This window comes from Acinetobacter sp. UBA1496, assembly GCF_002324975.1.
In the GTDB taxonomy this organism is placed as follows: Bacteria; Pseudomonadota; Gammaproteobacteria; order Pseudomonadales; family Moraxellaceae; genus Acinetobacter; species Acinetobacter variabilis.
In genome coordinates this window covers 31,583-47,360 of record NZ_DCRI01000055.1, presented here as the reverse complement: position 1 = coordinate 47,360, position 15,778 = coordinate 31,583, and the positions used below count along the sequence as shown (strand labels likewise).

Below are 15,778 nucleotides of genomic sequence, written 5' to 3'. Positions count from 1 at the left end.
CAGTATATTTTAGCGGATCAAGTTTAGTCCCATTTTTTTTCGAATTAAGTTAAGTTTCTTTTCAATATTCACAACTGATGATTTAACATACAGTCTTAAAGTACTTTATTGCTCATCTCTCATCTCTCTTCTTTCTATTTAGAAATTTTCTCCTATGCATCAAACTGTCAAAACCATATTCCGTCTATGTCTCGCTGCTGTCATTTTTCTGGTCACACTTTCCTTGATGTTCACCTGTGTTGCCAAAGTTCAGGAAATCCTGAAAGCAGATCAATATTATCAGCAAGCTGTGAGCATTCCTTTAAAAAGCAATACCAAAGCGCAATATGTACTGGTGTCTAATAAACAACGTCCAGACAATGCGATGTTTATCCTGATTGCGGGAAATGGTTATGTAGCAAAAATCAGCTGTGAGCATTATGCAGCCCTATGTACTGATGACTATAACCAGTCACATACCCGGCAGATTCAGAATATTAATTTAGTAAAAGTGAGAAATTATTTTTATATTGAAAATATTCAGTTCCAAGATAGTCGAACTGGTCAGATCACTAAACTTAGCTATTCCAAAAATGAATTGAAGCAATTTTATAATAATGACATCAGCAATTTAAAATATATTCTCTTTGCGATTTCGCTATTTGCCTTGGCTGCCTTATTTGTCAGTATCAAGATTTTGAAAAACTTCCGTCGTTTTCTGGAAAAATAACTATTCAATCATTAGGGGAGCATTTGCTCCCCTTTTTTGATCTTTAATTTTAGATATTTTGATTAAAAGTATCGCAAGCAGACATCTGACCTGATTTCAGGCCGGTATTAAACCATTTTACCCGCTGTGCACTGGTACCATGCGTAAAGCTGTCCGGTACGACATGGCCTTGTGCCTTTTTCTGCAGATAGTCATCACCGATCTTGTGTGCCGCATCCATTGCTTCCTGCACATCACCCTGCTCCAGGAACTGCGTACGCTCATGGTTATGATAAGCCCATACCCCAGCCAGACAATCGGCCTGTAGTTCTTGTCGTACAGAAAGCTGATTGCCCTGTGCTTGAGTAGCTTGTTGACGTGCCTGCTGTACCTGTGAAGAAATACCTAAAATGGTCTGGATATGATGACCTACCTCATGCGCTACCACATAGGCTTGAGCAAAATCACCTGCCTGATCATTGCGAGATAACTCGGTTGAGTTCTGTTCCCCGCTGATTCCCATTTGAGTACGCATATCTTTAAAGAATGCTGTATCAATATAAACTTTCTGGTCTGCCGGACAATAGAAAGGTCCCATGGCCGATTGCGCTGTACCACAACCAGAATTTACCACACCACTAAATAAAACCAGTTTGGGTGCAGTATATTGCTGGTTCAGCTGCTGCTGAAATATTTGAGACCAGGTATCTTCTGTATCGGCAAGCACAGTTCCTACAAAATCGATCGCTTCTTGCTGCTCTGGCGTTGGATTTTCCAGACCCCGTGTTTCTGCACTAGAAACACCTTGCGTGACCTGCTTGGTGGTTTGATAGGCTTGCTGTGGATCAACGCCAAAAAACTTCCAGGCCACGAAAGCAATAATCAACCCGAAAATACTGATTCCACCGGCTTTGGCACCACCGCCACGACGGTCTTCTACATTGCTACTAACACGACGTCCTTTCCAGCGCATAGTGAGATTCCTTATAGTTTAAAGTCAGCTTATTTTAACGGGCCTAATTTATACCTGCTTTGGTTTCGATCTGATTTTTTGAATAAAGCCAATCAAGATAAATACGATTAACCCTGCCACAAAACCAATCACCAAATTAATTAATGTAGGCGTAACAGCCCCTACGATACTTCCTAGGCTAGGAATATGCTCTACATACTCAACTGAGTCTTCAGTGAAATGATGAAACCATGGAATGGTATGTGCAATAATCCCGCCACCGACCAAGAACATCGCAATCGTACCTACAATCGTCAGGGTTTTCATCAATTTAGGGGCAAAAGCCAGTAATCCACGGCCTATACTTTGCTTGAAGCTAGATACTTGTTTAGTCAGGTACAAACCTAAATCATCAATTTTAACAATCATGGCAACGAAGCCGTACACCCCGACTGTCATTAATATGGCGATCCCTGCCAGTACGATGACCTTGGTGGTAAAAGCTGCGGCTGCCACGGTGCCCAAAGAAATCACTACAATTTCCGCAGACAAAATAAAGTCAGTTCGGATCGCACCCTTAATTTTCTCTTTTTCAAGTGTGGCCAAATCGGTTTCGATCGTAGTGAATTCAGCCTCAGCATCTTCTTCAGTCTTGGCTTTTTTATGCTTTAAGCTATGCAGAACTTTTTCTACGCCTTCATAACAGAGAAACAAACCGCCAATCATCAGTAAAGGATTAATTAACCAGGGCGCAACCACACTAATAAGTAAAGCCAAAGGAACAAGAATCAGTTTATTAATAAAAGAACCTTTCGCTACTCCCCACACTACAGGAAGTTCACGTTCTGCCCGTACACCACTGACTTGCTGGGCATTTAATGCCAAGTCATCTCCTAAGACACCTGCTGTCTTTTTTGCAGCCATCTTGCTCATCACTGCAACATCGTCTAAAACAGTCGCAATATCATCCAATAATATTAATAAGCTGCTCGCCATTCTTGTTATCCTTATCATCTTTAGACATATTTTAATGAAAATATTTAAAAAATATTGTATTCACTTGTTTAATTAATAAGATTTTTTTACTACGACTTTTTTTCTGGCTGACATTCAAAAACAGAATGCCGTACAATGTGGCCATTCGTTAAAATATAGATGTAGTACAGACTACTTTTGGAATAGATAATGAGTAATCAAGATAATCGTCCAGTAATTTTGACTGGCGACCGTCCTACCGGACAGCTTCACCTTGGCCATTTTGTCGGTTCATTACGCTCTCGCGTAGGTTTACAAGATTCTCACCATCAACATTTGTTACTCGCTGATGCTCAAGCCCTGACAGATAATGCAGATAACTTTGAAAAAGTACGTCGCAATATTATTGAAGTGGCGACAGATTATCTGGCTGTCGGCATTGATCCAACCAAAACTACAATCTGTGTTCAGTCTTGCCTGCCAGCCTTAAACGAATTGACTATGCTCTATCTGAACTTTGTGACAGTTTCACGTCTAGAGCGCAACCCGACCATTAAATCTGAAATTCAGATGCGTGGTTTCGAGCGTGATATTCCGGCAGGTTTCTTATGCTATCCAGTGGCTCAAGCAGCAGATATCACAGCCTTTAAAGCCACTGTAGTTCCGGTGGGCGAAGACCAGATTCCAATGATCGAACAGACCAATGAGATTGTACGTCGCCTTAACCGTCAGATTGGCCGTGAATTACTGCCTGAATGTAAGGCGCTGCTTTCTAATGTGGGACGCTTACCAGGTTTTGACGGCAAAGCGAAAATGTCTAAATCATTAGGTAATACCATTGTTCTAGATGCTTCTGATAAAGATATCAAAAAAGCTGTCAATGCGATGTATACCGATCCGAATCACCTGCGTATTGAAGATCCAGGCCAGGTTGAAGGCAATGTGGTATTTACTTACCTGGATGCTTTCGACACCAATAAAGAAGAACTGGAAGAATTGAAAGCACATTATCGCCGTGGTGGTTTAGGTGATGGTACAGTAAAAAAACGTCTGGAAGGTATTCTAAAAGAGCTGATCGGTCCGATTCGTGAACGTCGTATGGAACTGGCTAAAGACCCGGATTACATCATGGATATTTTGAAAACGGGCACAGATAAATGCCGTGATATTACACAGACCACTTTAGATGAAGTAAAAACAGGCTTAGGTGTTTTCCATTTCTAAAATAGACAATATTTAAAAAAAAGCCCTTCATATGAAGGGCTTTTTTTATTTAAGTCCAAAATGCGCAAAAATAAGGCAAGTTTCCACACAGATTCTTCATAGTTTTAACCTTACTTAACATCTATTAACATGAATACTGATGAGTCACATGAGAATGAGTCCTAATATACTTACATACAGTAAGCAATCAAATTTAACTCTCTCCACAGTTAATCTTGATTTAGTTTTGAAAGAAACTTCCTTTTTCTACGCAATGACAACCCCAATCATTGCGTTTTTTTTGTCTGTAATTTTTGAAAATATAAAAAAATCCTGCCAGATGAGCAGGATTTTGTTGTTGGCTCTTGAATATTAATATTTGAACAAGCCTTTTTCTAATGGAATTTCAATTCCAATAGAAGCACCGCCATCTTGACCATTTACATCTGAGTCACTTATCCAGGCATTAATTTTAAGTGGCATTTCTGGACGAATATAATGCGACCAGGTGACATCTAATGCTTTAATTTCATCATCAAAAGCAAAAGCAGCATTATTTTCAGGTCTACGGTCAGACTGATTGACTTCAGCAAACAATACCCGGCCTGATAAGCGGTTCATCGGATCAACACGGATATCACCACCTACTGAAACCATCTGCGCATCACCACCTAAAGCATGTGCCAGCGGATAACCATGCTGATAAAAGCCATCAGTATAATTGGTATGGTTATAAGAAATACCGCGCACCTTGCCGTTAGTCCGTGTATCTGCCCATTCTGTATAAAGTTGATATGGCATATTTCTTACAGTTGCAGAATAGTCTATCCCAGCCAGATACATTTTCTTCGCAGGGAGACCACCTGCTTCATCTTCACCAACATATTGCCCATAGAAGCCCATAGGCACCTGTGTCAAAGGAAACAGATTCAGACGTGCATCAAAACCAGCGATCTGGTTCGATGGGTCAGGTTCATCCGTACCACCATTATCTTTATTCCCGACAAAAGCATCCCATAATGAACTTAAGCTTTCAGGACGTCCTTCCCCACCCCACTGAATCGCACGAGAAGCACCTAGCTCCAAGTAAGATAAAGGTTGGGCAGTTACACGAAGCCCAATAAGTTTGGCATCTGGAACAGCAGTATAATCATCCAATTGGCCCGCAAAAGCCTGATATTGCCACGGCCCAATCCAGGACAGCCATTTAGTTTCAAAAGCGGTTTGTTCTGCACGTTGTGCCATAAATCCATATACTGGGCGGCTAGCATCGCCACGAATCAAGCTGCCATCATGTCCCGGACCCCAATAGGTCGGAATTTGGCCAGCAATCAGCCATTGATTCCAGAGTTTCCCTGCAAGATAAGATCCTTCCAGATTCACATCCTGATCATTCTCAATTTGTCGATCTTTTTCGGCATTAACTCGGAGCTTGGCATCCCAGTTTTCGCCACCTGCATTAAACTCTAAAGCTGCCTGAAATTGTGCCTTTTGCTGATCGCCAAAGGCTTGAGGAATATCTTTTGGATCACTTTCTGCAAATAAGCCTACTTTGAGCTGCTGATTGTCTGCTGTTAATTTTGCCAGAACTGAATCAATAACACGTTGTTGTACTTTGTTACTCACTTGTGCATTGGATAGAGCACGTTGAATTTCATCACCACTGAGCGGCCAGGTCGAGGTACTGATCTGGATCACCCCTTGCTGGTTTAACCAGTTCAAGTCAGTACGAAGATTTGCATCATTCAGAACCAACCCTTGAGCAAAAACAGGAAGCGAAAGTGTCGTAAGAAGTGCACTTAATAATGGTTTTTTTAGAAACATGGGATCAATATTCTCAAGTTTATTTTTGCCTAACCATAGATATTTCAAAAACAGTATTCAATGGCGAAACTGTATCAGTATAATATGAAACCCTAGATTTAATTAACTTTTAAAATAATAAATCGCTTCAAGAAATGAGATAAAAATACAAAAATGAAATCACAAATGTAAAAAATAGAATGAAATAATGCTGGGTTATAATTTTATTTAAAATAAATACTGAACACATAAAAAAAGGCAGTTCTAAAAACTGCCTTTTTTCGAAGAAGTCATTAGTGTTTATGACGCATATGCGGGAATAAGATTACATCACGGATACTTGGAGCATTCGCAAAGATCATCACCAGACGGTCAATACCGATTCCTTCACCTGCTGTAGGAGGCAGACCATATTCCAAGGCTTCAATGAAGTCAGCATCATAGTGCATTGCTTCATCATCACCCGCATCTTTCTCAGCGACCTGCGCCTGGAAGCGTTCAGCCTGATCAATTGGGTCATTTAATTCCGAGAAACCATTTGCCAGTTCACGACCACCGATAAAGAATTCAAAACGATCGGTAATATGCGGGTTTTGATCATTACGGCGTGCTAATGGTGAAGTTTCTGCTGGATATTCAGTCACGAATGTAGGCTGACGTAGTTGAGTTTCTACCGTTTCTTCAAATACGGTTGTTTGCAGTTTACCCAGACCAAAACCTGGTTTTACCTGTTCTTTCAGTTCGTCCTGAATAAATTTTGCCAGAAACTCACGGTCATTGACATTTTCTGGAGTGAACTGTGGATTGTGCTCAAGAATGGCATCAAACATTGAAATTTTCTTGAATGGCCCTTTGAAGCTAAAGACTTCATCACCATAAGGCACATCAGTGGTACCTAGAATATCAATTGCCAGTTTTTCCAGCATTTGTTCAGTCAATTCCATCAGGTCTTTGTAATCTGCATAAGCCTGATAGAATTCAATCATAGTGAATTCAGGGTTATGACGAGTAGAAACACCTTCGTTACGGAAGTTACGGTTAATTTCGAATACGCGCTCGAAACCACCCACAACCAGACGTTTCAAATAAAGCTCAGGTGCAATACGCAGGAACAATGGCATATCCAGCGCATTATGATGCGTTTCAAATGGACGCGCAGATGCTCCACCTGGAATCACGTGCATCATCGGGGTTTCAACTTCCATAAAACGTTTGTCATTCAGAAAACTACGAATACCGGCAACAACTTTGGCACGAACTTCAAAAGTTTTACGGGTTTCTTCATTCACGATCAGATCAAGATAACGTTTACGATACTTCACTTCAGTATCAGTCAAACCGTGGAACTTGTCTGGAAGTGGACGTAATGATTTTGTCAGTAATTCAAAATGTTCGATATGAACATACAGGTCACCTTTACCAGAACGACCGATATAACCTTCAACTGCAATGATATCGCCAAGATCCAGGCCTTTGATCGTTGCAAGTACTTCTGGCTCAAGCTCTTTGCGTGGAACATAAAGCTGAATACGACCGGTCATATCCTGAATCACGATGAATGAACCGCGGTTCAACATCACACGACCTGCTACTTTTACATGAACGTGTTCGCCAGCTTCAATTTCTTCTTTAGATTTATCAGCAAACTGGTCTTGTAAGTCTTGCGCATAATGTTCACGTTTAAATGTGTTTGGCCATGGGCTAACACCAGTTTCTTTTGCGTGGTCTTGAATCTGCTTTAACTTGGCATGACGCTGTGCAATTAAATCGTTTTCGGAAATGATTTGTTCAGAAGTCGATTGAGCGTTATTTTGCGTCATCTCTGCCTCGGATAAGATTAGTTAAAAAATAGAAGTTGCATAGAATAGCAGAAATCTGCATCAAATCGTAGCGTAAAGACTTCCCACACGCGGCTTTTCTTGAGAAAAATTTCTGGATATATGAAATTCTTAAAGGCAAATGATTTGCATTATTTTCAGTTTCGAATTTTATGATTGGTTTTTTAAAAATATTGCCAAACTTTTATTAGATGAAAGTCCAAGATCCCAACCTTCTGCACAAATTATGCCTTTATATCCAGTATCAGCTTAGACCAATAGCTAACTGCTTCCTCAAAATAGACGTTTTACAATAATGACCATATTAGAAGGTGGTGTTTTAACACCCTGACCACGACTTTGCCATGTCCGATAAAAATGAGTAAAAATATGTCTAAAATATTGTTTTTTCATGGCTTGGATTCGTCAAAACAGTCCACGAAATTTCATGCAATTGATTCAATGCATAAATATTGTATAGATGTGGATTATCGCAATCTGAGCTACCAGTCGGTAGCCGATTTCTACCACGAAATGGTTGAAACCATTAAACCGGATATTCTGGTCGGACACAGTCTGGGCGGTTATTGGGCGCTAAAAATGTCACAAGCTCATCAGATCCCTTGTGTGATCGCGAATCCTAGCTTGCTACCGAATTTCCGCGATGATTATCCTGCGATTTGTGACAGTGATTTGCAGCATGATATTCCGCAAATGGCCTATCTGGAATTAGGTGATGAAATTCTGGATATGCATGCAACACAGGCACAGCTTGAAGACTATATGCAAATTCATGCCATTGAAGGTGGTCATCATCGTCTGGAATATCCCGAACAGATTAACGACCTGATTCAGGAAATTGAATATCATTTTATCCGGCAATAAAAAAGCCCCAATAGTTGGGGCTTTTTTTGATCATCTAGACTTAAGCAACTGCAGCGTCAGGCTGAGATTTATCGTCAAGTACTGACCAGATGTCCAGGCCTAATTCACCGTGTAAATCTGGCAGATCAAGGAAGATGCTCGCACCTAGAACCTGATGCTGACATTTTTCAGCCAACTCATGTACTGCTTTCAATGTACCTCCAGTTGCCAGAACATCATCCACAATAATCACTTTTTGTCCCTGAACTTCTGCAGACATTTCCAGACGGTCCAGACCATATTCAAGGCTATAACCTACACCTACCACTGGAGGCGGCAATTTACCTGCTTTACGAACCAGCAATAAGCCTTTGCCCGTAAGCTGCGCCAACAGGCTTGCCAGCACAAAACCACGTGCTTCCACTGCCACAAAGCTGTCTACTTCAGCTAGCTTTTCTTCAGGAATGCTGGCAATCAAAGCATCAGTTAATGGCCCCAGATTATTCATGAATAATGGAGTCAAATCGAAGAAACAAATGCCTGGTTTTGGAAAATTCTGGACAGTACGAATGTGAGACCACAGAGTAGTAGACAAATTGCTCATGGGAGATCTTTAAACAAGGAAAGGAATAGGTGAATTTTAAACTAAATTAACAATGTGTAACAACAACGATTGTGCAATATTAAAGCACAAAATAATAATAAGTTATTGATTTAAATTTATAAATTTATTTTAAAAAATATTTAATAAAGACTTTGCTAAGTCTAAGTTATCTGATTTTAATCATATTTTCTGCCCGACTTTGGTCTACAACTTAAAATCTAAGCCAGAAGCGTGTTTTATAAAACTAAAAATACAACTCTTTGCCTAACCTTAAATATATTTCTAGTAATGAAATACCTAGGGACTGACCTTTCTGCTGTTAATTTCACTGATTAAACTTTTATTCGCTTTACTTTATGAATAGAACTGCGTAAAAATTTAGCCAAATATGTTTACTATTAAAAGTCATATTCTTTAGGGTCTTGCCATTTGTGGATTTTAAGCTGACAGCTACAGTTGGTCAGTTTTGGAGAGTTATATGAAAAAATATCAATGCATCGTTTGTGGATGGATTTATGACGAGGCAGAAGGTTGGCCTCAGGACGGAATCGTTCCTGGAACCAAATGGGAAGATATTCCTGATGACTGGACTTGTCCAGATTGTGGTGTTTCTAAAGTCGATTTTGAAATGATTGAAATCTAATCATGTTCTTTTAAAGACCATATTGAATGGTCTTTTTTATGTCCTTTATACCTAAAAAAAACTAATTTAAAAAAGCATGGAGAATCGTATGCATCCTATCGTCATCATTGGTTCGGGCATGGCGGGTTATGCTGTTGCTCGTGAGTTTCGCAAACTCAACCCAGACCATGAACTTGTCATGATTTGTGCTGATGATGCGACTAATTATGCAAAACCTACGCTTTCTAATGCTTTAGCAGGAAACAAACCACCAGAACATATCCCTTTGGGTGATGCAGAAAAAATGTCAGCGCAGCTGAAAATGCGCATCGAAAAAAACACTTGGGTCAAAGTGATTCATCCTGAACAACATCAGCTCACTTTAGAAAAAGACGGTCAGGAAAGCACACAGGATTATTCTAAATTGGTGCTGGCTGTGGGTGCCAATCCAGTACGCCTGGCCATTGCTGGTGATGCGAGCGACGATATTCATATGGTGAATAACCTGACTGACTATAAAGCTTTCCGTCATAATCTGGCAGCCCGTGAAGATAAACGTGTGGTGATTCTAGGCGCAGGCCTGATCGGCTGTGAATTTGCCAATGACTTGCAACATACTAATCATCAGGTCACCGTGATTGATCTGGCACCCCAGCCTTTAGGTCGCTTATTACCAGCTCATGTCGCAGATGCTTTCCAGCAAAATCTTGAAGAGACGGGCATTCATTTTGTACTGGGGACAACAGTCGAAAAAGTCTCTAAAGTTGAAAATGGTGATTATCTGGTCACACTTGCCAATGGCCAGTCGGTAGTTGCTGATGTGGTGCTGTCTGCTGTGGGCTTACAGCCGAATATTTCTGTCGCAAAAGAAGCCGATATTCACACCAGTCGCGGGATTCTGACCAATACAAAACTAGAAACCAATCAACCGGACATTTATGCAGTAGGCGACTGTGCGGAAGTAAACGGAATGCTTTTACCATATGTCATGCCAATCATGCAGCAGGCCCGTGCTCTGTCTAAAACATTGAATGGCGAACATACTGCAGTTCATTATCCAGCGATGCCAGTTGCGGTCAAAACACCAGCTGCGCCATTGACTGTCCTTCCTGCTCCGGTTGATGTCGAAGTAACTTGGGAAAATGAAGAGTTTGATGACGGTATGCTGGCCAAAGCCTTTGATGCCAGCGGTGCTTTACGTGGTTTTGTCCTGCTTGGTGCCACTGCTGCCAAACAACGCCTGGCATTGACCAAGCAGGTTCCTGACTTGATTCCAGCTACAGTTTAGATGTTTAATACAAAGGACATTTTTTAAGCGAAATGTCCTTTAATCAGGAAATATATCATGCATAGTGCCCTGCAGTTCAATCATTCTCCGTATACCGCTTTCATGCGTGAAACCAAGGTCGATCTTGGCAGTGGCATCGAATTGCACGTAGAAGTCGGAGGAAATCCTGAACACCCGACTATTCTGCTAATTATGGGGCTTGGGGCACAGATGCTGTACTGGCCGGACTTCTTCTGTAAATCTCTCATTGATCAGGGCTATCATCTGGTGCGTTTTGACAACCGGGATATTGGTTTATCTTCCAAGATTCACCATAAAGGACCTCGCTTAAACACCTTAAAAATGATGAGCCGTTTTGTACTGGGTTTAGGCAATCAGGGCGCGCCTTATACACTGTATGATATGGCAGATGATGTACATCTTCTGATTGAAAAAATGGGACTGGGTCAGGTCTATGTGCTCGGTGCCTCTATGGGCGGCATGATTGCCCAGATTCTGGCCGCACGTTATCCTGATAAAGTTAAAAAAATGGGCTTACTGTTTACCAGTAATAACCAGCCACTGTTACCCCCGCCTTTTCCAAAGCAACTCTTTAGTTTAATTGACAAACCCGCTTCCACAGATGAAGATGGCATTGTTGATCATAGCTTGAAACTGTTTAACATTATTGGCTCGCCGGGTTATGTGAATCATCTTGAAGCGATTCAGACCGCCCGTAAGCTATATAAGCGAAGTTACCATCCAGCGGGTGTACTTCAACAGTTTTTAGCAATATTATGTACAGGTTCATTGCTGCAACTGGACAAGCAAATCCAACAAGAGACCCTGGTAGTTCATGGTGCTCGTGACAGATTGCTGCCTCCTAGTCATGGTAAGGCTGTTGCAAAAGCAATTTCAGGGGCTAAATTTGAATTAATTGATGGAATGGGGCATGATATCCCTCCGCATTTTATTCCATATCTTAGCGAATTATTTGCTGATCATTTTAAATCATAAACATTAGGACACTATGGCTGCATTACCATCCTTAAGACAGCTGTCATACCTCGTAACACTGTCTGAGACGCTGCATTTTACAGAAGCTGCTCGCCGCTCATTTGTTACCCAGTCAACTTTGTCTGGCGGTATTATGGAGCTGGAGCGTTTACTCGGTGGCGTTCTTGTTGAACGCGATCGCCAGAATGTACGTTTAACGCCGCTTGGTGAACAAGTGGTTGCACGTGCCCGTGTTCTACTGGCTGATGCTCAGGACTTAATGCGTTTAAGTCGTGAAATGAGTGAACCATTAACCGGTGATCTGCATCTTGGCGTTATTCCAACCATTGCCCCTTTCATCCTGTCGCAATTTCTGGATGAAGTGCATCAGCAGCTACCGAAAATCCAGCTACATTTACATGAAGCTCAAAGTGAGAAAATTGTAGAGAAACTGGAGCATGGTAATCTGGATATGGTAGTGCTAGCGCTGCCTTTCGATACCCGTAGCCTGAAAGTTGCTGAAATTGCCAAAGAGAATCTGTATCTGGTACATCACAAATCTGACCAGAATGCGGCTCAAGCCAAATCTCTGGAAGATCTGGATCTGTCTCGCCTGATGCTGCTTGAAGAAGGTCACTGTTTGCGTGATCATGCATTAAGTGCCTGTCCGATTGGTGAGCGCAAAAATGATCATCGCCTGAAAGCAAGTTCATTACCGACGTTGATCGAAATGGTGTCTGCTGATCTTGGTTTTACCCTGTTGCCAGAAATTGCACTGCATACCAATATGATCAAAGCCAATCCGGATCTGCGTATTAATCCAATCAATGCTGCACCAAGCCGTACTCTGGCGCTGGTCACTCGTAAGAGCACACCGCTACAAAGCGAATTCGATGTGTTATTACAAATTTTGCAAAAAATCACTGCCCACGATGCAGCTTAATTAAGTCCTAATAAAAAAGGAGCACTTAGATTGCTCCTTTTTTCTTGCCTGCGTCTTCTGATACAGTAAATTTTTATACATTTAGTCAATTAAAATGATCCAAAAACTAATCTTTAAACTTTAACTATTTATAATATATAAAAATTAAATCCATATTTCTTGGGATTGGCAGTTAGAATAATTTAAGCCAAAATACATCTGTATATTAATTACTCTCAGGATAAGATTTCTTTGGCCTCATTTTTGCCCGCACCCGTATTATTGGTGCAACCTTATCCACCACCGCTCTCTTCCAATCTTGATCTTGCATTGCTACAGCTCGGTTATCAACCGGATATGCTGTCCTATACCGATCATCTGTCTGCTCAATCCCATATTGAACAGTATCTTCCCAATCTAGTGCTATATGAGATTCATGAGAAAGCCCAACTCAATCATCTGTATACGGTTCAAACCCGGATCCAGATTCCTCATCTGATTGCAGTTTTAGCTGATGATTCACCTGAAATGATTAATTTATTCTTGTCATCTAGCGTGGATCGATATCTGATTGCATCGCATCCTGTTTCAAAAATAGTAGCAAGCCTGAAAATCATCCTACGAGGTGGTTCCGATTTACATCCGGAATTAGCCCGTTATTTAGTGAGTCAGGAAACAAAAATACATTTTTTAAATCAGACTGAAGTACAGATTTTAAAGTATTTCAGCCAAGACCTGACTTTGGCCGAAATTCAAAACAGATTAAGTCTGCACGATTACCAGATTTATGCTGCTATTCGTAAAATCTATCAAAAACTCGCGAATCCATTTATCCATTCTCAAAATTAACAAAATATAAAAAAGGCTGAATCATCAGCCTTTTTTAGTTTGCATAGAGTTATTTAAAGGTTTCCAGCAAGGTACGCTGTGCATTATGCGGTTGTTCACCTTCTGCAACTTGGGCACGCACCCAGGTTCCATCTCCTTGTAACAACCAGGCCTGCTGATTGTCTTTCAGGTAATTTAATAAACCTTGCTGGTAAATGCGTTTCTTCAATGTTTCATCTTCAATCGGGAAACAGGCTTCTACGCGATTAAACAGGTTGCGATCCATCCAATCTGCGCTTGAGCAATAAATGCGGGAATTGCCATTATTGCTAAAATAAAACACGCGTGTATGTTCAAGGAAACGGCCGACGATTGAACGTACCCGGATATTCTCTGAAAGTCCCGGCAAGCCTGGACGCAGACAACAGATCGAGCGGATAATTAGGTCAATCTGTACGCCCGCTTGTGAAGCCTCATAAAGTTTGTTGATCAGTTGCAGTTCAGTTAAAGCATTGACCTTCACGATGATCTGAGCTTTCTTGCCCGCTTTGGCATTGGCAATTTCATTATCAATATAGTTGATGAGCTGGGCATGCAAGGTAAATGGAGCATGGAGCAGCTTTTTCAGCTTGGCCATTTTCCCCATTCCGGTCAATTCCTGGAAGATACGATGCACATCTTCACACAGATCCTTGTCTGTGGTTAACAAGCCATAATCGGTATAAATCCGTGCATTGCCCGCATGATAATTTCCGGTTCCTAAATGCACATAACGCACCAGCTTGTTATTTTCTCGGCGTACCACCAGAATCATTTTAGCATGGGTTTTATAGCCAACAATGCCATAGACCACGACAGCCCCCGCCTCTTGCAGTACGTTGGCAACTGCAATATTGGATTCTTCATCAAAACGTGCACGTAGCTCGATGACTGCAGTCACTTCCTTACCGTTACGGGCCGCTTCTGCTAGCACCTGCACGATCTCGGAATCTGGACCACTGCGGTACAGTGTCTGCTTGATTGCCAGCACCTGAGGATCTCGTGCCGCTTCACGTAACAGCGTAATCACTGGAGCAAAAGATTCAAATGGATGATGTAGCAAAATATCCTGCTTCTGCATGGCACTGAAAACATTTTCAGATTTCTTCAGTACTTTAGGCAGAATTGGCGTATGTGAATCATAATGTAGATGTGGACGTTTGAAGTTGGACAGTAACCGCGCCAGATTAACCGGTCCTGCCACTTTATAGAGCTGTTCTTCATCCAGATCAAATTCTTCCAGCAAATATTCATAAATATGCTGCGGACAATTTTCAGTCACCTCCAGACGGACTGCACGACCAAAACGGCGCGAACTTAGCTCGCCTTTTAAGGCTTTGGCCAGGTCTTCAACATCTTCATTTAAGGCCAGATCGGCATTTCGGGTAACACGGAATTGGTAACATCCCGTCGCGGTCATGCCCGGGAACAGGTCAGACACATGTTCATGAATGATGGCGGATAACATCACATGATGTTCTTTACCATCAGTCAGTTCATCCGGTAAACGCACCACACGCGGCAATGAACGTGGCGCAGGAACAACCGCAAGATCAATCTGACGCCCAAAGGCATCTTTCCCTTCTAGCGTCACAATAAAGTTTAAAGATTTGTTGACCAATCGTGGGAATGGATGTGCCGGATCAAGGCTAATGGGCGTTAAAACTGGCGCAACCTGCTCCTGAAAATATTTTTTCACCCAGGTCGATTGTGCCGGTGTTAGCTCTCCACGGCGCAGAAAACAGATATCTTCCTCACGCAGTTTCGGCAAAATCTCTTCATTTAAAATACGGTACTGACGTTCAATGGCGGCATGCGCAGTTTCGGCAATCTGTTCTAATACTTGTTTTGGCGTCAAACCATCCGGACTGCGACTTTCATTGCCCAAATCCAGTTGTTCCATGACGCCAGCCACACGAATTTCAAAAAACTCATCCAGATTACGTGAAAAAATCAAAAGAAAGTTCATGCGTTCCAGCAAAGGATGCAGAGGATCGACCGCCTGTTCCAGCACTCGCAAATGGAAATCCAGAATAGACAGTTCACGATTAATGTAACGATCATTATAAGTATATTCGGTTGGTGCCGAAGTCGTACTGGCTGCCGTATTCATATCAAACCTACGCTATTTTCAAGTCTTACTTATTGCTTTTAGTATGCTTCAAATTAATGACATTTTCATAAAAAAAGCCCAAATA

At 41.5% G+C, this 15,778-nt stretch carries 14 protein-coding genes; 8 read left to right on the top strand and 6 right to left on the bottom strand.

Annotation, left to right across the window (positions count from 1 at the left end):
• Nucleotides 1–154 precede the first annotated feature (154 nt).
• Nucleotides 155–709: a hypothetical protein gene (locus tag B3143_RS06430; RefSeq protein ID WP_286739911.1), complete on the top strand. Its 555-nt coding sequence runs from the start codon at nucleotides 155–157 to the stop codon at nucleotides 707–709.
• 49 nt (nucleotides 710–758) lie between these two features.
• Here B3143_RS06430 and B3143_RS06425 read toward each other — a convergent pair whose 3' ends face one another.
• Both B3143_RS06425 and B3143_RS06420 read right to left on the bottom strand, forming a co-directional pair.
• Nucleotides 759–1,661, bottom strand: coding sequence for a KPN_02809 family neutral zinc metallopeptidase (locus B3143_RS06425; protein WP_286739909.1), 903 nt, complete (start codon nucleotides 1,659–1,661; stop codon nucleotides 759–761).
• A gap of 48 nt (nucleotides 1,662–1,709) precedes the next feature.
• On the bottom strand, nucleotides 1,710–2,636 hold the full coding sequence (locus tag B3143_RS06420; RefSeq protein WP_286739907.1) for a DUF808 domain-containing protein: 927 nt from the start codon (nucleotides 2,634–2,636) through the stop codon (nucleotides 1,710–1,712).
• A gap of 189 nt (nucleotides 2,637–2,825) precedes the next feature.
• On the opposite strand from B3143_RS06420, the gene trpS reads away from it, so the two are divergent.
• Nucleotides 2,826–3,839, top strand: coding sequence for a tryptophan--tRNA ligase (trpS, locus tag B3143_RS06415; protein WP_104426456.1), 1,014 nt, complete (start codon nucleotides 2,826–2,828; stop codon nucleotides 3,837–3,839).
• 351 nt (nucleotides 3,840–4,190) lie between these two features.
• On the opposite strand, the gene B3143_RS06410 is transcribed toward trpS, so the two are convergent.
• Nucleotides 4,191–5,642, bottom strand: coding sequence for a capsule assembly Wzi family protein (locus B3143_RS06410; protein ID WP_286739906.1), 1,452 nt, complete (start codon nucleotides 5,640–5,642; stop codon nucleotides 4,191–4,193).
• Between the two features lie 272 nt (nucleotides 5,643–5,914).
• Entirely contained in the window at nucleotides 5,915–7,441 is a 1,527-nt protein-coding gene (lysS, locus tag B3143_RS06405) for a lysine--tRNA ligase (RefSeq protein ID WP_286739904.1), read from the bottom strand.
• A gap of 387 nt (nucleotides 7,442–7,828) precedes the next feature.
• Here lysS and B3143_RS06400 point away from each other — a divergent pair, with 387 nt between their 5' ends.
• Nucleotides 7,829–8,323: a YqiA/YcfP family alpha/beta fold hydrolase gene (locus B3143_RS06400; protein WP_286739902.1), complete on the top strand. Its 495-nt coding sequence runs from the start codon at nucleotides 7,829–7,831 to the stop codon at nucleotides 8,321–8,323.
• 40 nt (nucleotides 8,324–8,363) lie between these two features.
• Here the strand turns inward: B3143_RS06400 and B3143_RS06395 are convergent, their stop codons facing one another.
• Nucleotides 8,364–8,906 carry an adenine phosphoribosyltransferase gene (locus tag B3143_RS06395; RefSeq protein ID WP_286739899.1) on the bottom strand — a complete coding sequence of 181 codons (543 nt, stop codon included), beginning with the start codon at nucleotides 8,904–8,906 and terminating at the stop codon, nucleotides 8,364–8,366.
• Between the two features lie 478 nt (nucleotides 8,907–9,384).
• Between B3143_RS06395 and rubA the strand changes: the two genes are divergently transcribed.
• The 5 genes from rubA to B3143_RS06370 all read left to right on the top strand — a co-directional run bounded on the left by rubA (nucleotide 9,385) and on the right by B3143_RS06370 (nucleotide 13,562).
• Nucleotides 9,385–9,549: a rubredoxin RubA gene (gene rubA / locus B3143_RS06390; RefSeq protein ID WP_004783011.1), complete on the top strand. Its 165-nt coding sequence runs from the start codon at nucleotides 9,385–9,387 to the stop codon at nucleotides 9,547–9,549.
• A gap of 88 nt (nucleotides 9,550–9,637) precedes the next feature.
• The gene (rubB, locus tag B3143_RS06385; protein ID WP_286739896.1) at nucleotides 9,638–10,816 is read left to right on the top strand and encodes a rubredoxin reductase RubB; all 1,179 of its coding nucleotides are present in this window, start codon (nucleotides 9,638–9,640) and stop codon (nucleotides 10,814–10,816) included.
• A 57-nt stretch (nucleotides 10,817–10,873) separates the two neighbouring features.
• The gene (gene estB / locus B3143_RS06380) at nucleotides 10,874–11,812 is read left to right on the top strand and encodes an esterase EstB (RefSeq protein WP_005234589.1); all 939 of its coding nucleotides are present in this window, start codon (nucleotides 10,874–10,876) and stop codon (nucleotides 11,810–11,812) included.
• Nucleotides 11,813–11,825: 13 nt separating this feature from the next.
• Nucleotides 11,826–12,734, top strand: a complete 909-nt coding sequence (oxyR, locus tag B3143_RS06375; RefSeq protein ID WP_005234587.1) for a LysR family transcriptional regulator OxyR — start codon at nucleotides 11,826–11,828, stop codon at nucleotides 12,732–12,734.
• Nucleotides 12,735–12,965: 231 nt separating this feature from the next.
• Nucleotides 12,966–13,562, top strand: coding sequence for a DNA-binding response regulator (locus B3143_RS06370; RefSeq protein ID WP_286739892.1), 597 nt, complete (start codon nucleotides 12,966–12,968; stop codon nucleotides 13,560–13,562).
• Between the two features lie 49 nt (nucleotides 13,563–13,611).
• On the opposite strand, the gene ppk1 is transcribed toward B3143_RS06370, so the two are convergent.
• Entirely contained in the window at nucleotides 13,612–15,693 is a 2,082-nt protein-coding gene (ppk1, locus tag B3143_RS06365; protein ID WP_286739889.1) for a polyphosphate kinase 1, read from the bottom strand.
• Nucleotides 15,694–15,778: the final 85 nt, after the last annotated feature.